This window comes from Aquimarina hainanensis (assembly GCF_042684685.1).
In the GTDB taxonomy this organism is placed as follows: Bacteria; Bacteroidota; Bacteroidia; order Flavobacteriales; family Flavobacteriaceae; genus Aquimarina; species Aquimarina hainanensis.
Genome location: NZ_JBHULX010000004.1, coordinates 294,655 through 318,878, shown reverse-complemented (window position 1 = coordinate 318,878; position 24,224 = coordinate 294,655). Strand labels below are relative to the sequence as shown.

General features: G+C 35.9%; 15 protein-coding genes. 10 read left to right on the top strand and 5 right to left on the bottom strand.

Translation table 11 applies throughout. The annotated features are described in order from the left end of the window. Positions 1–26: 26 nt before the first annotated feature. On the bottom strand, positions 27–458 hold the full coding sequence (locus ACFSTE_RS06775) for a TerB family tellurite resistance protein (protein WP_176028451.1): 432 nt from the start codon (positions 456–458) through the stop codon (positions 27–29). Between the two features lie 193 nt (positions 459–651). Between ACFSTE_RS06775 and mfd the strand changes: the two genes are divergently transcribed. The 4 genes from mfd to ACFSTE_RS06755 all read left to right on the top strand — a co-directional run bounded on the left by mfd (position 652) and on the right by ACFSTE_RS06755 (position 12,504). Continuing rightward, complete coding sequence (gene mfd / locus ACFSTE_RS06770; RefSeq protein ID WP_378257467.1) at positions 652–4,029, top strand: transcription-repair coupling factor; 3,378 nt, start codon at positions 652–654, stop codon at positions 4,027–4,029. 67 nt (positions 4,030–4,096) lie between these two features. Beyond that, entirely contained in the window at positions 4,097–4,504 is a 408-nt protein-coding gene (locus tag ACFSTE_RS06765) for a hypothetical protein (protein ID WP_176028449.1), read from the top strand. Between the two features lie 528 nt (positions 4,505–5,032). Continuing rightward, positions 5,033–9,802 (top strand): glycoside hydrolase family 19 protein, encoded by a 4,770-nt coding sequence (locus tag ACFSTE_RS06760; RefSeq protein ID WP_378257469.1) that lies wholly within the window; start codon positions 5,033–5,035, stop codon positions 9,800–9,802. A gap of 83 nt (positions 9,803–9,885) precedes the next feature. Continuing rightward, complete coding sequence (locus ACFSTE_RS06755) at positions 9,886–12,504, top strand: glycosyl hydrolase family 18 protein (RefSeq protein WP_378257471.1); 2,619 nt, start codon at positions 9,886–9,888, stop codon at positions 12,502–12,504. A 95-nt stretch (positions 12,505–12,599) separates the two neighbouring features. Here ACFSTE_RS06755 and ACFSTE_RS06750 read toward each other — a convergent pair whose 3' ends face one another. Together ACFSTE_RS06750 and ACFSTE_RS06745 are read right to left on the bottom strand one after the other, a co-directional pair. Beyond that, positions 12,600–12,959 (bottom strand): YraN family protein, encoded by a 360-nt coding sequence (locus ACFSTE_RS06750; RefSeq protein WP_378257473.1) that lies wholly within the window; start codon positions 12,957–12,959, stop codon positions 12,600–12,602. Between the two features lie 4 nt (positions 12,960–12,963). Beyond that, positions 12,964–13,857, bottom strand: coding sequence for a S66 peptidase family protein (locus tag ACFSTE_RS06745; protein WP_368660073.1), 894 nt, complete (start codon positions 13,855–13,857; stop codon positions 12,964–12,966). Positions 13,858–13,968: 111 nt separating this feature from the next. Between ACFSTE_RS06745 and ACFSTE_RS06740 the strand changes: the two genes are divergently transcribed. The 3 genes from ACFSTE_RS06740 to ACFSTE_RS06730 all read left to right on the top strand — a co-directional run bounded on the left by ACFSTE_RS06740 (position 13,969) and on the right by ACFSTE_RS06730 (position 18,387). Then, a complete protein-coding gene (locus tag ACFSTE_RS06740; RefSeq protein WP_378257475.1) occupies positions 13,969–15,462 on the top strand; it encodes a DUF1800 domain-containing protein in 1,494 nt (497 codons plus the stop codon). A 192-nt stretch (positions 15,463–15,654) separates the two neighbouring features. Further along, the gene (locus ACFSTE_RS06735) at positions 15,655–17,271 is read left to right on the top strand and encodes a DUF1501 domain-containing protein (protein ID WP_254884119.1); all 1,617 of its coding nucleotides are present in this window, start codon (positions 15,655–15,657) and stop codon (positions 17,269–17,271) included. Between the two features lie 189 nt (positions 17,272–17,460). Next, a complete protein-coding gene (locus tag ACFSTE_RS06730; RefSeq protein ID WP_378257479.1) occupies positions 17,461–18,387 on the top strand; it encodes an NAD(P)/FAD-dependent oxidoreductase in 927 nt (308 codons plus the stop codon). A 56-nt stretch (positions 18,388–18,443) separates the two neighbouring features. Here the strand turns inward: ACFSTE_RS06730 and ACFSTE_RS06725 are convergent, their stop codons facing one another. After that, positions 18,444–19,175 (bottom strand): hypothetical protein, encoded by a 732-nt coding sequence (locus ACFSTE_RS06725; RefSeq protein WP_378257481.1) that lies wholly within the window; start codon positions 19,173–19,175, stop codon positions 18,444–18,446. 331 nt (positions 19,176–19,506) lie between these two features. Between ACFSTE_RS06725 and metG the strand changes: the two genes are divergently transcribed. From metG to ACFSTE_RS06710, 3 genes are all read left to right on the top strand, one after another. Further along, entirely contained in the window at positions 19,507–21,561 is a 2,055-nt protein-coding gene (gene metG / locus ACFSTE_RS06720; protein WP_378257483.1) for a methionine--tRNA ligase, read from the top strand. Positions 21,562–21,594: 33 nt separating this feature from the next. Then, positions 21,595–22,497, top strand: a complete 903-nt coding sequence (locus ACFSTE_RS06715) for a histone deacetylase family protein (RefSeq protein WP_378257485.1) — start codon at positions 21,595–21,597, stop codon at positions 22,495–22,497. 797 nt (positions 22,498–23,294) lie between these two features. Next, entirely contained in the window at positions 23,295–23,645 is a 351-nt protein-coding gene (locus tag ACFSTE_RS06710; protein WP_176028440.1) for a DUF2116 family Zn-ribbon domain-containing protein, read from the top strand. Positions 23,646–23,702: 57 nt separating this feature from the next. Here ACFSTE_RS06710 and ACFSTE_RS06705 read toward each other — a convergent pair whose 3' ends face one another. Next, positions 23,703–24,170 carry a CBS domain-containing protein gene (locus ACFSTE_RS06705; protein ID WP_176028439.1) on the bottom strand — a complete coding sequence of 156 codons (468 nt, stop codon included), beginning with the start codon at positions 24,168–24,170 and terminating at the stop codon, positions 23,703–23,705. Positions 24,171–24,224 lie beyond the last annotated feature (54 nt).

The following is a 24,224-nucleotide window of genomic DNA, read 5'->3' as shown; positions in this document are numbered from 1 at the left end:
ATCTCTAGATCAATAACAATAAGTTACTATTGATTCATACTTTTAATTTCCGCTGCAAACGTATCTGCATCAACCCCCTGATCAACCAAGCATAATGCTTTGTCAACAATGTATTTTACATTATCCGTTCTAAAGCCAAGACCTACTCCTAACCTTTCAAGGATCGTTACCTGATCTTCTCCTTTTATATGATCTGCATATACCATTCTAGACAAATCAAAAAGGCGCTCTAATCTGGCCTCATAATTTGTTGGAGGATTTATCGGGTGACTTTTATAATCTTTAAGTATCTCTTGATAATCATCTTCAGAAATATTAAGCTTTCTGGCTAATCTGTCCAAAAACGCCTTTTCTTCATCCGTAATTATATCATCACTCATTGCTACTCTTACAATAGAAGCAAAGTGATCCTGATTTCTTTTTTGAAATCCACTATCAAACAAATCGGATATTGACATGTATCTTTAGTATTTTATTTCCTGCTTATTTATATTGCTGCAAATATAAATAAACTCCATTCCTTTTAAAATCAAAATCAAAACAATTTTAATTCCAGGAATAGAAGCCAACCTTACTTCCTGAAAAATAAACCCTAATTACTCCTTATAACTATATATTCAAGAATAGTATATTTGCTACAAATTTATGCCCGTGGACACTACTTTAATCGCGCAGATTTTTTCTCAGTCTCTGCAACTGCAGAAACTAGGGAAAGCTATTTCCAATACTGAAGAAACAACGAACACATTTCCTAATATACACCTCCAAGGATTAATCGGATCTTCGACCTCTTTCACCATAGCAAATACCTTCAAAAATGCAGACAACCCTTTTTTATGCATTTTTAATGATAAAGAAGAAGCCGCGTATCACCTGAATGATTTAGAACAAATCCTAGGAGATCAACAAGTTCTTTTCTACCCTGGAAGCTACAGAAGACCTTATCAGATAGAAGAAACGGATAACGCGAATGTACTTCTACGTGCCGAAGTACTGAACAGAATTAATTCTCGAAAAAAACCGGCTCTTATTGTAACCTACCCTGATGCCTTGTTCGAAAAAGTTGTTACGAAAAAGGAATTAGAAAAAAACACTTTAAAGATTGCGACAGGGGACACATTATCGCTCGATTTTGTCAATGAGGTTTTATTCGAGTATGAATTTAAACGAGTAGATTTTGTCACAGAACCTGGAGAATTCTCTATAAGAGGAGGAATTGCTGATGTTTTTTCATTTAGCAATGACGAACCATATCGCATAGAGTTTTTTGGAGATGAAGTAGATAGTATCAGGACTTTTGACATAGAAACACAATTATCGACAAAACCGGTAAAAAAAATAACGATTATCCCCAATGTAGAAAACAAATCCATGCAGGACTCTCGGGAGAGCTTCCTCAGTTATATTTCGTCAAAAACAGTAGTTTTCTGCAAAGACCTATCCATATTATCAGCGCGAATTGATAAAAACTTCAAAAAGGCAGGAGAGGCTTTTTCCTTATTATCTCAAGAAATCAAACGCAGCTCTCCTGAAGCACTTTTCTGCACTTCTGAATTACTAACAAAACAGCTGATCGATTTTTGTTTGGTAGAGCTAGGGTCTCAACCACTCACAAAAGCAGACTATACAATTGTTTGCAAAACAGCTCCTCAACCTTCTTTCAACAAGCAGTTTGATTTACTGATCAACAATCTGAATGAAAATACTAAAAAGGGTATAAAAAACTACATCTTATGTGTTAGTCAACAACAAGCAAAACGCTTTCACGACATTTTTAACGATGCAGATCTCAACGTAGAACAATACGAAACTATTGTTTTTTCTGCACATCAGGGATTCATTGATCAGGAACAAAAAATTGCCTGTTATACAGATCATCAGATATTCGAGAGATACCACAAATTCAATCTCAAAAACGGATACGCAAAAAAACAGGCCATCACACTAAAAGAGCTGACTAATTTGGAAATCGGTGATTATGTAACTCATATAGATCACGGAATTGGAAAATTCGGAGGACTTCAAAAAATAGATGTCGAAGGCAAAAAACAAGAAGCTATTAAACTTATATATGGAGAAAGAGACATTCTATACCTAAGCATACATTCTCTTCATAAAATATCGAAGTTTAATGGCAAAGACAGCAAACCTCCTCAGATATACAAACTAGGGTCAAAAGCATGGAAAAGCTTAAAACAAAAAACAAAAGCTCGTGTCAAACACATCGCTTTTAACCTGATCCAATTATACGCAAAGAGAAAATTACAAAAAGGGTTTCAATACAATCCGGACAGTTATCTTCAACACGAACTGGAAGCCTCTTTTATCTATGAAGATACTCCAGACCAAAGCACTGCTACTGAGGCTGTCAAAAAAGATATGGAAAGTGAACGCCCTATGGATCGTTTAGTATGTGGGGATGTCGGTTTTGGTAAAACAGAAGTTGCTATACGAGCCGCTTTTAAAGCTGTTGACAATGGGAAACAAGTAGCTGTTCTGGTTCCGACAACAATTCTCGCATTTCAACATGCCAAAACATTCAGAGAACGACTCAATGATTTTCCCGTAACGGTAGATTACGTTAATCGCTTTAGAACTGCCAAACAAAAACGCGAAACACTGGAGGATTTAGCTGCCGGTAAAGTAGACATTATCATAGGAACACACCAATTAGTCAATAAAAATGTAAAATTCAAGGATCTCGGCTTACTAATCATTGATGAAGAACAAAAGTTTGGCGTGTCTGTCAAAGACAAACTCAAAACAATAAAAGAAAATGTCGACACCTTAACACTTACCGCGACTCCTATACCAAGAACCTTGCAGTTCAGTTTGATGGCAGCAAGAGATCTATCTACGATAACGACTCCTCCTCCCAACAGGTACCCTATAGAAACTAATGTAATCCGATTTACAGAAGAAACAATCAGAGATGCCGTAAGTTATGAGATACAACGAGGAGGGCAGGTTTATTTTGTACATAACAGAGTAGAAAACATCAAAGAAGTAGCAGGGATGATCCAACGATTAGTTCCTGATGCCAAAGTAGGCATTGGACATGGGCAAATGGACGGAAAAAAACTGGAAGAATTAATGCTTTCATTTATGAATGGAGAATTCGACGTACTTGTCGCAACTACTATTATAGAAAGTGGTTTGGATGTTCCGAATGCCAATACCATTTTTATAAATAACGCTAATAACTTTGGTCTTTCTGACCTTCATCAAATGCGAGGTCGTGTAGGAAGAAGTAACAAAAAAGCATTTTGTTATTTTATTACCCCTCCTTATTCTGCTATGACAGATGATGCCAGAAAAAGAATAACAGCATTAGAACAATTCTCCGAATTAGGAAGCGGTTTCAACATAGCGATGAAGGACCTGGAAATCAGAGGAGCTGGTGACCTTCTTGGAGGAGAACAAAGTGGTTTTATTAATGAAATCGGATTCGACACCTATCAAAAAATTCTCAATGAAGCAATCGATGAGCTCAAGGAAAATGAATTTGCAGAATTGTACAAAGAGCACAATGAGAACAAATCTTACCTGAAGGATACACAAATTGATACGGATTTTGAATTGTTATTCCCGGATAGCTATATCAATAATATTGCAGAACGATTAAATCTATACACAGAACTCAATGAAATCAAATCAGAAGAAGAACTTCTTTCTTATGAAAAACGATTAATCGATCGTTTCGGAAAACTCCCCCCTCCTGCTCAGGACTTACTTAATTCTGTCCGGATCAAATGGATTGCTACCAATATCGGAATTGAAAAAATAGTAATGAAGCAGCAACGTTTAATAGGATATTTTATCAGTGATCAACAATCCGATTTTTATCAAAGTCCTGCTTTTACCAATATCTTACAATTTGCACAATCCCACCCCAAAACCGCTAAGTTAAAAGAAAAACAAACGCGGAATGGATTACGACTATTACTTACATTTGAGAATATAAACTCAATTGACAAAGCATTATCTGTATTACAACCTTTATCCCAGAAAGAGGAAATGTCGAATTAATAATTTAACAAGAAAATACGCAACCATATTTCACATTACACATCATTTAAGTAAATATACCGTAGAAATGATAAAAAGAACAGAGATTCTTATCGGAGTACTATTCCTTATTTTCCAAAGTTGCTCTACCAGTCAGGAACAAATTACTTTTTCCAAAGAAGAGCAGATGAAAAAAGACAGGGAATCACTTGATATGATGTATGAAGAAATTCTCACGATATCTCACTCCAATGAATGTACCACTCCTGACAATTGGACTTTTACTAAAATAGGAGCAAAAGCATGTGGTGGACCGACACATTATATCCCTTATCCTACCAATATTGAACGTACTGCTTTCCTCGAAAAAGTAACAAAATACACAAAAGCTGAAGATCAGTTTAACAAAAAATGGAAACTAAACTCAGATTGTATGATTCCAGCTGCACCAACAGCTATTAAATGCGAAAACGGAAAAGCAATATTAGTTTTCTAATAACTCAAATAAACCGAAATAAGCCCTCTTTATTCTTCAAAAGAATATAAGGGGCTTTTTTTTTGCAAAAAAGAATTCAACAACCCTACTCTTATGAATCAGTTTCTAATGCTTATCAACTCTTTCTTATAAAATTAATTCCCTCCCTCATTGGGCTACATTTTTTACTTCGAATACCTCTCCCAAACATCTCTATTATTTTGGATTTCTTTTTTCAAAAAAACAAAGGTTTACATCTTACGGAAAGACCTTACTTTTAATGATTCAAAAAAGTAACCCCCTTCGAAACAATATTTTAACTAAAAACCAACTTCTTTTTTAACAATTCCATAACAGTCTTTCTTTAAAACGAAAAAACGCTGGTATCCACCTCCATGTCCTGCATATATAAAAGTATACCATTCGTATATTTTTTTTTGTCAAAAGTCGATAAAAAACCAACTTAGAAGGCTTAGTCGGCATAACTGACTAAATTATTTAACACAAAATTTAATTACTAAGTTAAAATTCAACTTAATTCATGTAACTATGAAGAAAAAAACTAATTGCAAGAAAAAGAAGCTTTTTCACAGAAGTAGTTTCTCTAAACTATTACTGTTTTGTATAGCCTTTGTCAGCTATACAGGATTTGCTCAAATTAACTCTGGCGGAAGCCATACGACAGCAGATCACACAAAGCAAGTTATCGGGTACGTTCCCAACTGGGACGCATGGAAAGGACCCAAATTTGATGTCCTTGCCAAATCTTTAAACCATTACAATATTGACTACTCTCAATATACAATACTAAATTTTTCATTTTTTGGTGTTGCTGTAGATGGTTCATTACACAGTGGAGACTTAAGGAATAAAAAAATATATGCTCCAGATGAAATTCAGCAACCAGCAGATCTATTGCACCCTGATGAAAATAGTAGTCACGATAAAGCCTTTGTTCTGGGACAACCAAAAAAGTTCTGGGGATGGGATGAAAAACTACGTGCTTTAGGATATGAACCGAACCCTGGAGGGGCTTATCTAGGATGGATAAGAACTGCTACAGGAGAAGAAGGAGCATGGCCATTAGAAGAATATGTAGAAAAAAGCATGATCGCTATCGCCAAAGAAAACGGAGTAAAAGTAATGGCGTCTATTGGAGGATGGAGTATGTGTAAGCATTTCCCTGAAATGGCTGCTGATGTTACTAAAAGAGCCCGTTTTGTTGCTGATTGTAAAAAATTAGTAGACGAATATGGCTTCGACGGAATTGATCTTGACTGGGAGTACCCAGGACCTTTTGCAGGAATGAATTTCACCGGAACAGAAGCTGACTACAGAAATTTTACGATACTCGTAAAAGAAATAAGAGCAGCAATAGGTCCAAATAAATTAATCACCTCTGCAATGTCTGCCGCTCCTAATAAACTAGGAGGACTTGAATGGGCTGAATTAGACAAGTACATGGATTATTATAATATGATGACCTATGACTTTAATGGAGGATGGTCTAACAAAGCAGGGCACAACTCTCCTTTATACGACTACCCAGAAGCCGAATATGCAAACTTCTCACTAGATGCTACTTATAAAAGATTAGTAGAATTAAACGTAAACCTATCAAAAGTAAACTTAGGAGTTGCTTTTTACGGACGAGGGGTGATCACTGACGGAGCGCCATCATTAGGAGCGAAAACTAAAAAAACATCTCAAACTTTTTCTGTAGACGGACCTGTTGAATCTGCTTCAGATTTAGTTCGTTTTAAAGACATGGAAGGAACTCCATATTACACGACTATCCTAAAAGAGCTTGCCTCAGGAAACTGGACAGAACACTGGGATGATACTGCAAAAGTACCTTACCTTACTCATAAGACAGCTAATGCTTTTTTAAGCTATGACAATGAAAAGTCATTGACTTTAAAAGCGAATTACATTTCGAATAAGAAGCTTGCTGGTTGTATTGTATGGGAAGTATTCAGTGACTTTATCGTTGGTCCTGAATCTAAAAAAATCGGAAAATACCCATACTGCCCTACAACAAAAGCTCCTCTGGCAAACGTAATAAACAAGGCTTTTGCTACTACTGACGGAGGAAATAACAATCAAGCTCCAACACTTACAGTTGTTGCTCCAACTGCACAGGAAGATATCAAGCAAGACGCTTTACAGGCAATTACTTTAGTAGCAGAAGCTAATGATGTTGATGGATCTGTAGCCAATGTTACTTTTGAAGTTGACAACCAAGTATTAAATGCTACGTTAAGCAACAATCAATATACAGTTTCCTGGACACCTTCTGCTTTTGGAAACTACACCGTAACAGTTACTGCTACTGATAACGAGCAAGCTACCGCTAGAAAATCGGTTCCTTTCTCTGTTTCCAAAACAACAGGAACTCCTAATGAAGCACCTACCCTGACAATCGTTGCTCCTACTACACAAGAAGATATCAAACAAAGTACATTACAAGCAATCAATCTTGTTGCTGAAGCAAATGATACTGATGGTACAGTTTCTTCTGTAGAATTTACTATTGGAAACGAAACCCTACAGGCTGCTTTATCAAATAACCAGTACACTGTATCATGGACTCCTAGCTCTTTTGGAGCTTTCACAGTTAAAGTTGTCGCTACCGATAACCAACAGGCAACTACAGAGAAAACAGTGTCTTTTTCTGTATCCAAAAGAACAACAAATCCAGGAGGAGGGCACCCATTAGTTTCTAAAGAACTATGGAATACCTTATTCCCATACCGATTCGGTTCTAAAGATACTGGAGGAGGTGTATGGGTACTCGATCCAAAAGACGATTTCTATACATACGAAGCGTTTATCGAAGCAATTAACAGAATGGGCAAAATCAAAGTTCTTTTCGAAAGAAGATGTGGTACTAATGCCTATAAAATTACCAGAACAGATAAAACTACAGGAGTATCTAAAGTAATCCGTACTGATGTAGATTACAATGCACCAAGAAATGTAGATAAAGAAGTAGTTTCTGAAGAGGTAGATTATGCTTCTTTCCTAGAAGAAGGAAATTTAGAAACAAGACAAAGAGAGATAACTGCCTTCTTTGCTAACATCTCTCATGAAACAACTGGAGGATGGGATACTGCACCAGGAGGGAAATACTCTTGGGGATTACATTTCCGAGAAGAAAACACAAATGCACCTTATGCATATCCAGATACAAACTATCCTCCTACTCCAGGAAAATCATATAAAGGAAGAGGACCTATACAATTATCATACAATTATAACTATGGCCCTGCCAGTGAATTTATTTTTGGAGATAAACAAATTCTACTAGACAACCCAGACAAAGTAATTCAGGATGCTGCCTTAGCTTTCCAAACTGCTATCTGGTTCTGGATGACTCCTCAATACCCTAAACCATCTGCACATAACGTAATGGCAAACAAATGGGTACCTAATGATTTAGACAAAACTAAAAACAGAGTTCCTGGATTAGGAATGACGGTTAATATTATCAACGGAGGAGTTGAATGTGGACAAGGAACAGAAAAGCCTCAAGTACTTAGTAGAATAGGATATTACCAGCGTTATACCGGTATTTATAATATCGGAACAGATATGGATGGAGTTCATGACTTATCAGATTGTGGATGTAAAGACATGAGTAAGTATGGTGGTGATTCAGCTGATTTAACCGCTGAACCATGTGCGCAAAAACCTGCCATTACTTTCACATCTCCAATAGACAATCAGGTAATTCTTCAAGATGCTTTCAGTGCCATAGCAGTAAACATAGAAGTTGATGAGAAAAACTCTGTTTTACAGTCACTAACTACAACCGTTGGTAGTCAAACATTTAATGGAAAGACATTCTCCTGGACTCCTTCGTCTTATGGAACACATACATTTACAGCAAATGCAACATTCCAAAACGGTCTTACAGCTTCTTCATCTATCAAAGTAATTATCTGGGATGGAGTAAACCTTGACTGTACTGATATTCCTGAGTGGAGATCTACAAGGATTTATGAAAAGCCAAATAACTACGTAAAATACAAAAACGTAGTTTATAGAAATAAATGGTATGCAGCAATCGGAGCTACTCCTGACACCAATGGTGTATGGGAAAAAGTAAAAGATTGCGGAACAAGTCCTGGAGCTGCTCCTGTAGTTACTTGGGAAAGTCCAACAAGCGGTCAAGTAATCGAAGGAAACACAATCCCTACAGTAAGCTTATCTGCTACTGCAACTGACAGTGACGGAACTGTACAATCTTTTTCTTTCTCCTACAATAACAGCACAATCAACGCTACAAAAACAGGAGATCGATACACAGCAGATCTTACTCCTGTAGCTTTTGGTCAAGTAACCGTTACCGCTACAGCTACTGATAACAGTAATAAGACGACAAGTAAAGACATTACATTTACTGTACAACAAACAGGGCAAAATACAGCTCCTGTAATATCTCAGGTTTCTCCTGCTGACGCAGCTGTTATAGAGCAAGCACAACTTGCAAGTATTGAGCTAAAAGCAATCGTAAAAGACAACGCTTCAGTAAGCTCCGTAGCATTTGTTGTGAACAATGCAACTGTAGCAGTTACTGCTAATCCAGCAGACAGCTATACCGCTACATGGACACCAACTGCTTTCGGAAATGTTACTTTCGAAATAACAGCTACTGATAACGAAGGTGCTAGCACGACAAGCACAACTACCTTCACTGTTAAAAAGAAAAATAACAATACTGGATGTAATGGAACTCCTGCTTGGGAACCTAAAGTATATGCAACATCTGGTCAATTAGTAGCATTTAACGGTATCGTTTACAAAAACAAATGGTACGCCAGTGCTTCTGAAGAACCAGGAAGTAGTGATGTATGGGCGTATGTTAGAGATTGTAATGGAGGGTCATCTGATGAATTCTGTGGACACAATCGATGGATTTCTTCTTTAGTATACAATACAGGAGACAAAGTATACTATCAGGAAAAAATATACACAGCGAAATGGTGGACTCAAAATAACACTCCAGGAGCTAGTAATGAGTGGGCGTTTGATTCTGATTGCCCTCAAACTAACCCTACAAACATTATTTCCAGAGTATACCCTACTGTAGTAACTGATCAAGTTAACTTCAGTATAGAATCAGACAAGAATGCATTTGTAAAAATTGTATTATTCGATTACTCAGGAAAACGTGTAAAAACATTAGTAAATGAAAACATCCAAAGTGGCGCAAGAACATTTACTAAAAGTCTTGGGACTCTTAAAAACGGACTTTACATCTATAAAATCTATATGGATGGAAAGATTCAGACAGAAAAACTAATTAAAAATTAATAATTATTAACCACAGAGCTGGTTTAATTAACTATTAAACCAGCTTTCTTTTAAACCAGTAAATAACCAAAACACACAAGGTCATGAAAAGAACGCTTGTATTACTCAACTTTATATTTTTGAGCGTATTGCTACATGCGCAATACCAATTCCCTCCCTGCCACCCGGCATGGGATTCGACAAGGGATCATTACAAACAAGGAGAAAAGGTATCTCTGGACGGTATTAACTACACCGCTAAGTACTACACCTCTGCCAGACCAGGGCATGGTTCCTGGCAGCGCGAAGGAGGGTGTGGAGACGGAGGATTAGGTCCTGATTATCCTGGAAAACAACGAATCATCGGGTACCTTCCTACCTGGATTCCTGACTATGATATTAAAAACAACTTCAACCCTGAAGTAGCAACTAATATCAACGTATCCTTCTTAATGTTCAAACAGAACAATAAAGATTATAACAGTGCTAACTTTGCTTCTATTTCTTTTGATGAATTTCAGTTAAGAAAAGTAGACTCTGTATTAACAGATTGTAATGTATTATCCAAAGCAAGAGCAAAAAACGTAAAAGTATCTGTAGCGCTAGGAGGAGCAACGGATTACGCATTCTTATGGCTAATGACAAAATATTACAATAATGATCAAAAGCTAGAAGAAATTGCTAATTTATTAGCTGATTACATTACTGTTCGTGGATTAGACGGTATTGACTTAGACTTAGAATGTTGGTGGGCTGACCCAGCCATCGCAGGAACTTCTGACCAGGGAGGTCGTGTAAGAGGTAGTAAATGGGGAGACGGTGATCAAGGACCTCACCCGGCAGCTATCGGACTAACAAACTTAAGTAAGAAACTAAGACAAAAACTTCCTAATAAACTTATTACCGCAGCTGTTTTTGGTACTTCTTGGTACGGAAACAATTACGATGCTAAAATGGCAGACTATATGGATTGGGTTGGTTTAATGACCTACGATTTCACTGGTTCTTGGGATAAGTCTCCTATTGGACCACATGCTTCGTTATACAAACTTCCATTGGGTACATATTCCGGACAATCCGCAGACAACCCTATTTATTCTGCTCAAGATGCTTTGGAATACTGGTTAGGAATTGCAGAACCTACCTGGAACCATGCAGGAGGATTTGGAATGAAAAAAGCAAAATTAGTTATCGGAGTACCTATGTACGGGTATGATTTTTCTGAGAAAAAGCCTGATGGTGGTAATGGTGTAAAATTTGTACCATACAAAGACATCATAACTGAATTCCCTAATGCAGCTACCAGCTATGACCCAAAAGATCCGAAGAAACTAAATGGACATATCGGATTAAACGGTAAAAATATTTATTACGAAACACCTAAGCAAGCAGGTGAAAAAATTAAGTATACTAAGAATTACGGACACCAGGGAGTAATCATCTGGGAACTTACCCAAGACGCAGATTACAACTCATCATCCAGTATCTTAAAAGCTATTAATGAAGCAGCAGGGAATAACAATCCTATTAACAATGCTCCTGTAGTTACATGGCAGAATCCTTCAGAAGGTCAAGTAATAGAAATGGATACATTATCTGCTATTACATTAAAAGCAAAGGCTGTTGATAGTGACGGTACTGTAAAATCTTTTAGCTTCAAGCATAACGGAAGTGTTATCAACGCTACTCAAACAGGTAATGAGTATACTGCTAGTTTTACTCCTACTGCTTTTGGTCAGGTATCAATCACAGCAACTGCTACAGATGATAAAAATGCTACTTCAGAGCGTGTCGTAACATTTACTGTGAAGAAAAAATCCAACGTAAACACTCCTCCATCTATAACAATGGTAGATCCTGCAGATAATAGTACAATTGAGCAAACAGCTTTATCTCCTATTACCTTAAAAGCGACAGTAACAGACAATGGTTCTGTAAGTGCGGTAACATTTATGGTTGGAAATACAACATTGACTCCTTCAAATGCAAACGGAGGAAATGTGTATACTGCTAATTTTACCCCTACTGCTTTTGGTCAGGTTTCTTTCAAAATTACAGCAACAGATAATACAAACTTATCTTCTGAAAGCATGACCAGCTTTACTGTAAAAGAAAAAACTTCTACCAATACTTGTGTTGATATTGCTCCATGGGAACCAAAAGTATATGCTGCCAGTGGACAAATTGTAAAATACAATGGTATTGTTTATAAGAATAAATGGTATGCTAGTGCTTCTGAAAAACCAGGTAGCAGTGATGTATGGGCATATGTTAGAGATTGTAATGGAGGATCATCTGATGAATTCTGCGGACACAATCGATGGATTTCTTCTTTAGTATACAACACCGGAGACAAAGTATATTATCAGGAAAAAATATACACAGCGAAATGGTGGACTCAGAACAACACTCCAGGATCTAGTAATGAATGGGCCTTCGATTCTGACTGCCCTCAAGCTCCAGCTGCTGCAAACGGATTGACTTATCCAACGGTAGCAAGTGAACGTATTGATATCAGTATCAATCCTCAATTGAATTCTAGAGTAAAAATTGAACTTTATAATTTTTCAGGAAGATTAGTTAGAACCTTATTAGACGATACAATGTCTAAAGGAAATAAATCTTTCTCTAAAGATGTATCTGATTTAGAAAGCGGTCTTTACATCTACAAAATTAATATCAACGGAGATATTATTACAGAAAAATTACTGATTAGAAAGTAACCGCTATTTAAAATAACTATAAACCAGGGTCGATTATTTATCGACTCTGGTTTTTTATTTTTTATCTCTCCCCTGCCCTCTTTACCAGACTAGTTTTAGAAATGGTAAAATGCATTTTCCAAGTGTGTAACATCTAATATCCCTCCTTTGTTAATAATCGAAATAATATCAAACCGAACTTCCATATCTATATCTTTCTCTACTATATAATGGTCAATTACCTTGACTAGTGATTGAATCTGTTTAGGTTTTACAAACTCATGGGGAGCTCCATAAACTTCAGAACTTCTGGTTTTAACCTCAACCACAATAATCAATCCTTCATTTTCTGCTATTATATCTATTTCTGATTTTTGAAAACGATAGTTTTCCTCCAGAATCTTATACCCTTTTTGGACTAAAAAGTCCACAGCTAACTTTTCTCCTTTCTTTCCTAATTGATTATGCTCTGCCATATATCTATTTATACATTACCAACACTTGATCTGTTGTCACTTCCATTTTTGCCTTTACACCAAAAACAAGCGCCCTATTATCTTTAATATGCCCCATTGGAAAATCAAATACTACAGGATATGAATACTCCTTTACTACATCTAGTATAATTTCTTTCGCGTTCATCCCAAAAGGGATAGTATTATCGTGCAACTGAGTCATTCCACCAATAATAAGCCCGGATAGATCCTCAAGTATTTTGTTTCGTTTCAAATTCTGAAACATTCTATCGATATGATATAAATACTCATCCAAATCTTCTATACATAGAATTTTGTCTTTTGTATCTATAGAAGAAACCGAGCCACAAAGAGAGTACAAAATAGATAAATTCCCACCTATTAAAACTCCTTCACCAGTTCCTGTAATGTTTTTCTTATGACTAGAAATCTGATACTTAATTGGTGTTCCAAAAACTGCATTTTTCAAAGACATTTTTGCCTCTAACGTACATTTATGGATATCAATTGGCATAGGACCATGAATAGATGGTATTGCCAATGTATGTAAATGTGCATGTAGTACTGTAATATCAGAATACCCTATCACCCATTTAGCACATTTATTTTTTAAAGAAAAATCAATAGCATCAATAATCCGAATAGTACCATAGCCGCCTCTTGCACACCATATTGCTTTTATAGAAGGATCATTCCACATTTCCTGAAAATCTTGAGCACGAATAGTATCTGAGCCTGCCAATTGATTTTCTCCGATTCCAATTGTTTTTCCCACTACCGGAACCAAGCCCCATTCCATAAGAAGGCTCACTGCAAAAGATACTTTTTTTCTATCAATCTTTCTTGCAGTAGAAATAATACCTACTCTATCTCCTTTTTTAAGCCTTTCTGGCAACATAACCATATTTTTTAAAAAACTTTAACACAATAATTAACATAAATTTTCGTTATTACCCATTACATCGACATGAAATCACTAATAACCTACTAAATACAAAAAGATACAGCCATGAGTTTTAATCCTTCCTGTAATCTAGATCCACTCGACCCCTATATTCCTACTCCTGAAAACCCATGGAATGTAAGTAAAATAAATCACTTATACAGGCGTGCTGCTTTCGGTGCCAAAAAAAATGACGTAACTGATGCCCTTGCTCAGAATGACCCATCTGCACTAGTAGATATGTTAGTCGACGAAGCAATTAGTGCCATTCCGACTCCAGACCCTTCCTGGGGGTATTGGACAGGGGATAATTTTGAAAATGCCCCTGAAGAAATGTCTCACTATATTGCCGAGGGAAAAAAAATGATGTTTAATGATTTTACAAATCATAAACTTAGAGATCGTTTATCTTTATTTTGGAGCAACCATTTCGTAACCGAAGATGATGAATACAGAAGTGCAGCCTATCAATATCAATATTATAATTTATTACAATTTCACGCCATCGGAAATTTCAAAGATTTCGTTCATGATATTGGTATTTCCGCTCCCATGCTGGTGTACCTCAATGGGGATCAAAATATAAATGACCGCCCCAATGAAAACTATGCCCGCGAACTCTATGAACTCTTCACACTCGGAATTAATAATGGCTACAATGAAGATGATATTATCGAAACATCCAAAGCACTAACCGGATGGGTTAATACCAACGACATCTCATTAGGTCCCATTACTTTTGACCCCGAAAAGTTTAGCAATGAAACCAAATCAATTTTTGGGCAGACAGGTAACTGGGGGTATAGTGACGTTATTGATATTTTGTTTGAACAACGAACTGATAAAATTGCTACGTTTATTTGTTCCAAGCTTTATCGCTATTTTGTCAGTCCAGTTATCCAAGATGATATTATAGCCGGAATGGCACAAACATTTATTACAAATAATTTTGAGATTGGTCCTGTATTACGTCAACTCTTCAAAAGCCAGCACTTTTTTAATCAATATGCTTTTTCTGTAATTATTAAAAGCCCCATTGATTTACTGGTCACTAATTATAATGAAACAGATTTCACCCTACCTGCTGATCTTGATTATCTCAATTATTTTAGAAATACATCAAGAGTTTTAGGACAGGATGTATTTAACCCTATTGATGTTGCGGGATGGCAAGGTGATAGTGACTGGATTAGCCCGGATTTGTTAATTGGCAGATGGGATGGAATACGCTATCTCATCAATAGATCATGGCAACACAATGAAATTCAGTTTAAGAACTTTCTGATTGGGCTTCCTATTGGAACAGCTACAGAAGGCGTATTGGCTACTACTACTGACGATGTCATATTAGTAGTAAGAGCAATCACAAATTACTTTTTCGCTAAGAGGGTAGAAGACCCTATTATATTCAATGAGCTGTTAGGTGTTTTTAAAGGAGATAGTGTTCCTGAAAATTACTATGAAGATGGAACCTGGACACTTGACTATCCTGGAGTTGAACAACAATTATACAATTTATTACTGTACATCTCTGAAATTCCGGAATTCCAATTAAAATAAAAAACACCCGCAACAAGAATAGTTTATAACATAGTAAGGTAATTGAACGTATATAGAAGCAAAGTAGATAAACAAAAAGTGTCATGAGCTCTCAAAGAAGCTAATTCAGCATCTATTCCTGTGAAATAAGCCATAATAAAGTGCATGCTGGCTAATTTCATCTAATACATTACCTGATTAAAAAAAGAACAGATGAAAAAACAATATACCCAATCGAAAACAGCATTTGACAAACAAACAGAAAAAGGATGCAACCCTGATGATCATAAAAAATGGAGCAGACGATCTTTTCTTCAAACTTTAGGGCTTGCAGGAGGAGGATCAATGATGTTGGCAAACACACCTATTTCTGTATCCAGGCCCTCACCTCTTTCAGTAGCACTTAACAGTGTAGAAAATGACAAAATTTTAATCATATGCCGTCTTAGCGGAGGAAACGATGGGTTTAATACGATAATACCTGTATACGATTACGACACCTATGCCAATGCCCGCCCCTTGATCAAAATTCCTCCAAGTGAATTTATTACTTTGAACGATGATTTTGCAATGGCAAAATCTATGAACAAACTTGAGCGTTTATGGGGAGATGGTCAAATGAAAGTAGTACATGGAGTAGGATACGAAGATTCCAGTTTATCACATTTTCACGGATCTGATATATGGGCAAATACCAACCTAACAGAAGAAGACAGAACAGGATGGTTAGGGCGCTACTTTCAGGAATTATATCCTGATTATATTTTTAATCCTCCTACCAGTCCTCCTTCTATTCAAATCGGAAGTATTGGAAATTTAATTTTTAAAGGACCTGAAAACGATTTCTCTTTTGCAGTTTCAGATCCTCGAAGGTTATTGCAAATTGCTGAAAACGGAACTTCATACGGTCTTGACACCTTACCTGATTGTACTCACGGACAACAAGTAAAATACTTAAGAGAAGTCACCAATACTACTTTTACCTATGCAGATGTTATTAGTCAGGCTTATGAAAATTCCACTGATTTTGGAGGATATCTCGAAGATAGTCTGGGTAGACAACTCAGTATTATTGCACGTCTTATAAAAGGAGGATTAGGAACTAAAGTATACATGGTTACACTAGGGGGATTTGACACACATTCTGGTCAAATAACCAGACACCAAACATTGATGAATAGTTTTTCTGAAGCAGTTAGTACTTTTTATCAAGACTTACAAGCTGCCGGGTGGGATGATAAAGTACTGACCATGACAATTTCCGAATTTGGACGTCGATTTAAAGAAAATGGTTCCTTAGGAACTGATCATGGCACTGCCGCTGCTGCTATGTTCTTCGGCACTGGATTACAAGGAAGTGGATTTGTTGGAGAACATCCAGATTTATCAGATCTTACTCGTGGTGGAAATGTATACAACACTAATGATTTTAGACAAGTATATGCCACGGTCATGCAAGAGTGGTTATGCATCCCAAAAGACATGGTATCACAAGCTCTTTTAGGCACTTCTTTCGAATCTTTGGATTTAGGATTTAATTGCTCTGGTAGTATTGATCCTATAGATGGAGAAGCCATAGGACATACAGTTACGTACAGAAACAATCAAACCTATATCCACATCACCACACCTTCTACTGCACATACCGACATCACCTTATATAATATTATTGGACAAAAAGTAGCTACCTTAAGAAATGAGGTGCTCTTTGAAGGTTCTCATGAAATTGATGTCAAAGAAACTGCACAAACCCGATTAAGCACTGGTCAATATGTATATCGTATTGAAACAAACGGAGCCAGTTATAGTCGCTCCTTATTAATTTCTTAGTCCCTACAAAATACAACATGCTTTTTTTTGCAAAAGAGCATATCAATTAAAAAAACTTATGGATATAATCCATAAGTTTTTTCCTTTTGCTCAATCCTCATTGTTTTCACAATGTTTTAACGCGACTTAATTGTAACAGCAATTTTTCTTTGCTTAATTTACATTCTCACTACTAATAAATACTACCCAATGAATTACGAAAAACAATTTGATGTCATCATCATAGGAGGCAGTTATGCTGGACTCTCTGCTGCTATGACACTAGGAAGGGCACTTAGAAATGTTTTGGTTATAGATAGCGGAACTCCCTGCAATCGAAATACCCCCTTTTCTCACAACTTCTTAACTCAAGACGGGGTTCCTCCTCAAGAAATTTCTCGTATTGCCAAAGAACAGGTATTACAATATCCCACCATAGCTTTTTATGAAGGAATTGCTATTGAGGGCACCCAGACATCTGAGGGGTTTGAGATTTTAACCTCGTGTAGGCAACACTTCAAGTCTAAGAAGCTAATTTTCGCAACGGGTCTACAAGATCAATTGCCAAAAATAGAAGGATTTACTCCTTGCTGGGGTGTCTCGATTTTACATTGTCCATACTGTCATGGATATGAAGTAAAGCACCAAAAAACAGCTATTATTGCTAATGGAGAAACGGCTTTTGAACTCACTAAAATGATAAGCAACTGGACAAAAGAAATTACAATATTCACTAATGGAGTCTGTATGCTGTCTGATAAACAAATAGCGATTCTCTCCAACCTAGATATCACTATTATTGAATCGCCTATTCAAGAAATCAAACATACAGACGGGTTCCTAAAAAGTATCAAGACCGAAAACGGAACCTCTATAGTACTATCTGTCGCATATACCCGTTTACCTGCAACACAGCAATGTAATATCCCGCAAACATTGGCATGTTCACTTACTGAAGAAGGAAAAATCGAAGTAAATGAATCATTACAAACAACGAATTCTGGAATATGGGCTTGTGGAGACTGTAGCTCGTTTCGATCAGTTCCAACTGCTGTATATACTGGTGCTATAGCCGGAAAGTCTGTCAATAAAATACTAACAGAAGAAGCCTTTACCCCTACTGCTTCTTTGACATAAAAAAACCCTTGTATAAGTAACTTATACAAGGGTATACTATTTTTTAAATTATATAGCTACGGCATTACTGACGTATCAATTCTTTCTAACACAAAGACATCTACCACTCCGGAAACCTTTAAGTCATTTCTTGTGCTATTATCTACTGCCGCTACATCAAATGCAAAAGAAAATTTTAAATTATTCGTAGTCTCATCAAAACTATAATTTGTTATTTCCAGATTCGTAATCTCTGAATCAAAATAGTTATTTATTTCAAAATATTTATTGTCATTAGAAACCACATAATAACTAAGACTCAATTTAAAATCAAAACTTTGATCTGCCTCTCCAACTCTATTTACATTTAATACAATATCAGATATAGAATATTGATATGTATCATCAGGAGCAGTTAAAAACCTACGAACTCCAAACTCATAATTATTTGTTTTATCGGCATTTTCTGTTCTAAAAAGGTTATTATACGGTCTCTCTCCATAATCTAAAACAGAAGTAAATCTAAAACTAGTTGTATCTTTAAAAACAATATTATCTGGTCTGGTTCCATCCAGCATGATGGTAATATTTCCGTATTTTACCAGTTCATCAAAGCCTTCTCCATTCGTCCCATCTGCTCCATTCGCCCCATCTGTTCCATTTACTCCATCATGACCATCTTTTCCATCTACTCCGTTAATTCCATCTTTTCCATCGAGACCATTAGTCCCATCTTCGCCTTCGCAAGAAAGTAATCCAATAGTTAGAACAACCATCATTCCTATTTTCCTAAGTAATGTTAATTTCATATTATTTGTTTTGTTTATTAGCGCCGGCAAATTTATTCTTAGAAGAAAAAAAATCATCATCCACAATGTTAAAATCCACTTATAAAAAATGTTAAAAAAAGCTTCTTAAATTATTATTTGATACAAAAAAAATAAAAACACAAACATATTTTAATAAAATTAACACATTAACACTGCACTCTCTCACCCTCCCTAGCTTTAATTTAGTTTCACTTAACAACAAAAAAAGCTTCTTTTATAACTCATCCTTTATCTCATAACATTTCGCTTCTTTTTCTATTGATATATTACGTCCGTGTTTCTTACCTTTGTTCCCTTATTTATGAAAGATATGAGCACAGCAAAACGATATACAATTACAGCAGCATTACCTTATACCAATGGTCCTATCCATATTGGTCATCTTGCCGGCGTTTATGTACCTGCGGATATATACGCACGTTATTTAAGGCTTACCGGAAATGATGTCGCCTATATTTGCGGAAGTGATGAACATGGGGCTGCTATTCCTATGCGTGCCAAAAAAGAAGGAGTCTCTCCTCAGGTAATTATCGACAAATACCATACAATCATTAAGGATTCCTTTCTTGATTTTGGAATTTCTTTTGATAATTATTCGAGAACATCTGCTTCAATACATCACGAAACTGCTTCTGAATTTTTCAAGAAGTTATATGATGATCAAAAATTTATAGAAGAAACCACTGAGCAATTATACGATCCTGAGGCAAATCAATTCTTAGCAGATCGATTCGTAATCGGGACTTGCCCAAAATGTTCCCATGAAGAGGCTTATGGAGATCAATGTGAAAAATGTGGAAGTTCACTGAATGCTACTGATTTGATTAATCCTAAATCAACTATATCGGGAGCAAAACCAACATTAAAAAAAACCAAGCATTGGTTTCTTCCTCTAGATCAATATGAAGATTTCTTAAAAGAATGGGTGCTTGTTGGTCACAAAAAAGACTGGAAAGCCAATGTATATGGTCAAATTAAATCCTGGATTGATGACGGACTAAGACCTAGAGCCGTTACCAGAGATTTAGACTGGGGAATTCCTGTTCCGGTTCCTGATGCAGAAGGAAAAGTACTATACGTATGGTTTGATGCCCCTATCGGGTATATCTCTTCCACCAAAGAGTGGGCAGCAAGAGAAGGGAAAGACTGGGAACCTTACTGGAAAGATGAAAACACAAAATTAGTTCATTTCATCGGAAAAGATAATATTGTATTTCATTGTATTATTTTTCCTAGTATGCTAAAAGCAGAAGGAAGTTATATTCTTCCTGAAAATGTTCCAGCCAATGAGTTCCTAAATCTAGAAGGAAATAAACTATCTACTTCTAAAAACTGGGCGGTATGGCTACATGAATATCTGGAAGAATTTCCTGGAAAACAGGATGTACTAAGATATACATTGACAGCAAACGCTCCAGAAACCAAGGATAATGATTTTACCTGGAAAGACTTTCAAGCCAGAAACAACAATGAACTTGTAGCCATTTTTGGAAATTTCATTAATCGTGTTATCGTCTTAACGAATAAATATTATGATGGAATTGTTCCTGAAGCAGGAACATTAACCGATACTGACAAGCAGACTCTACAAGAGTTAAAAGCGTATCCTGCAGTAATTGCGAGCTCTATTGAACGCTATCGATTTAGAGAAGCAAGCCAGGAGCTTATGAATGTAGCTCGTTTAGGGAATAAATACCTAGCAGATGAAGAACCGTGGAAATTGATAAAAACAGATGAGGAGCGAACAAAAACAATAATGTATGTCGCACTACAAATTGCTACTGTCTTATCAACACTTTCGGAGCCTTTCTTACCTTTCACCTCAGAAAAATTAAAAACAATGCTTAATTTTTCTTCATTGAGATGGAATAACATCAATCAACAAGAGGTATTCCTTACCACAGGACATCAGATACAAAAAGGAACATTACTATTCTCTAAAATAGATGATAAAGAAATCCAGCAGCAACTGGATAAACTAGAAGCTACTAAAAAAGCAAACGAGGTAGCTAATAAAATTGTAGAACCACAAAAAGACATTGCTACTTTTGAAGATTTTACCAAATTAGATATTCGTATTGGTACTATCGTAGAAGCAGCCAAAATGTCTAAAGCTAAAAAACTACTCGTGCTAAAAGTAGATACCGGAATTGATGTACGAACAATCGTATCCGGAATAGCAGAGCACTTTTCTGCAGAAGAAGTCGTAGGAAAAAAAGTAAGTGTCTTAGTCAATTTGGCTCCGAGAAAACTCAGAGGAGTTGAAAGCGAAGGTATGATTCTAATGACTGAAACTCCGGAAGGGAAACTAGTTTTCCTTAATCCAGAAGAGCAAGAAGTTACCCCTGGAGCTGTTGTTAGCTAAACAACAGCTTTTTGGTTTAAAGCACAAAAAGAAATGCTTCGTATTGCCTATCACCCTATGTATACCCATCCTCTTCCGGACGGGCATCGGTTTCCTATGATAAAGTATGAATTGTTGCAAAAACAATTGATTCATGAAGGCACTTGTCATCATGATAATTTTTTTACTCCGGTGTTTCCCGATGAAGAAAACATTCTGGCTGTTCACACCCAAGCATATTATCAACAACTTATTGATCTTACTCTTTCTCCTAAAGCTTGCAGAAAAATCGGTTTTCCATTATCAAAAGCATTAATTGATCGCGAGTTACTGATTGCAGATGGTACGATCAAAGCCTCTAAATATGCTATTGAGCACGGTATTTCTTTCAATATTGCTGGCGGTACACATCATGCATACTCCGATCACGGAGAAGCCTTTTGCTTATTAAATGATCAAGCAATCGGGGCTCAATACCTCCTAACACATAAGCTTGCTTCTAAAGTTCTGATAATTGATCTGGATGTACATCAAGGAAATGGAACTGCAGAAATTTTTAAAGATGAACCTGCTGTTTTTACATTCTCTATGCATGGCGCCAGTAACTACCCTTTTAGAAAAGAGGAATCAGATCTAGATATTCCTTTACCTGATACAACGGGGGATGTAGAATTCCTCAATCTATTAGAAAGAACCGTTCCTCAGTTAATTGAAACCGAAAAACCTGATTTTATCTATTACTTATCCGGAGTTGATATTTTAGCTTCTGACAAATTAGGCAAAATTCAATGTTCCATGGAAGGGTGCAAACAACGAGATCTTTTTATTCTAACTATTTGTAAGGAAAAAGAAATCCCTGTTATGTGCTCTATGGGAGGAGGTTATTCTCCTGATATCAAAACAATCATTGAAGCACATGCCAATACATACAGAGTAGCACAGAACGTATTCTTTTAAAAAAAGAAAGCACTTGAATTATCATATTTAATCCAAGCGCTTTCCTAATTAAAAACCCGAGATATTCTTTAATACCAAGGAAGTATATACATTAAAAATTTGAAATAATTATAATTACATCGACTCCGTCCAGGTATCGATATAAAACACATGTTGATTCCTTTAATGCTCAAATTAATCATGTAGTCACCTAGCTAAAAAGCAGGCAGGTAACTTCCCTGACTATCGTAAACTTAAAATTGTGCAGTTTTATTTTACAAATTAATCGCTTTAACACAATAAAATTGATTTTTAAAAATAAAAACACTTAAAAAAATCACGCTACAACATTAAAAAACAACTGATTAACCTATGTTTTTTATTTCTAATTAATTTCCAATATTCTTATAAAAAATTATAATGACCTCTGGTACTACACAAACGGTATTACCTCCATATTTTTCTTACAAAACCATATTTTTTATCCGTTATTCATACGACATAATTATTGCCAAATTTCCTTTTCAAGAGCTTTTGAAAAAAAAATTTAACTTTGTTCGTATACACTCTTTCAGCTGAATTAATTACCTTGTACAAGTGATCTGCTTTCAAAACAAGATATCCTATACTACCTTGAAAGCTGGAATCACTGTAGTTAATAAGCCTATTCTATACCCCTTTTTGCAATAAGAGAGACGAATTATAAACCCCTCTTTGGTTTTTTCATATACTCTAGCAGTAAACCTCTTCGGTACAACTCCCGAAGCATTTAAATCTCGACTATCGAGTAAAAACCTTAATTAAATAGAACTTAGAATATGCATAGAAAATGTCCTGAATGCGGAGGTAAAATTTTAGGTAGATCTGATAAGAAATTTTGCTCCGATTACTGTAGAAACGCTTTTAACAACAAACTAAACAAAGACAGCAAAAACCTTATTAGAAATACTAATAATTATTTAAGGAAGAATTATCGAATACTGGAACGGTTAAATCCTAAAGACAAAACGAAAACCACAAAATCCCGACTTATTTCAGAAGGATTCGATTTTCAGCATTTTACAAGTATTTATACAACCAAAACAGGAACCATGTATTACTTTGTTTACGATCAGGGATATCTCCCTTTAGAAAATGAGTTTTACGCACTAGTAAAAAGAACAAGTTGAAACGTTTTCACTATAAACATTTCAACTGCTTTTTACTTACCTTGTTTTTAGAAAAAATTACTTATTCCAGTTTTGACCATTTAGTTTCAAGGCTGCCTTTAGCACATCTTTCTGACTAATCAACCCTACTAGTTTCCCATTCTCTACAATCGGGAATCGCCTTCTCTTGGATTGTAAAAACTTATTGGCCGCATCAAACACACTGAGATTTCCTTCAATTGTTTCTACATTCGTAATCATGAACTTCTCTACACTTGCGTTTTCGATAGGCATATTATAATACCTACTTTCGTTAATTTGCTTGATACAATCTCCTTCTGAGATAATTCCCAACAATTCATTTTTCTCATTAACTACTGGTCCTCCGGAAATTTTATTCTTAATTAATGTCTCTACTACTTCCATTACGGATTGTTTTGGAGAAAAAGTTATCAGCTTTTTGCTCATATAGTCAGAAACCTTAATCGGAGTTTCATCTATTTTCTTTCCTTTTGGTCTAGCTCCTTGAAAATTAATTATACCCATAACCACTCATTTTTAGTTCTTATTAAATATAGTGATTTACAGTAACTTATCAAA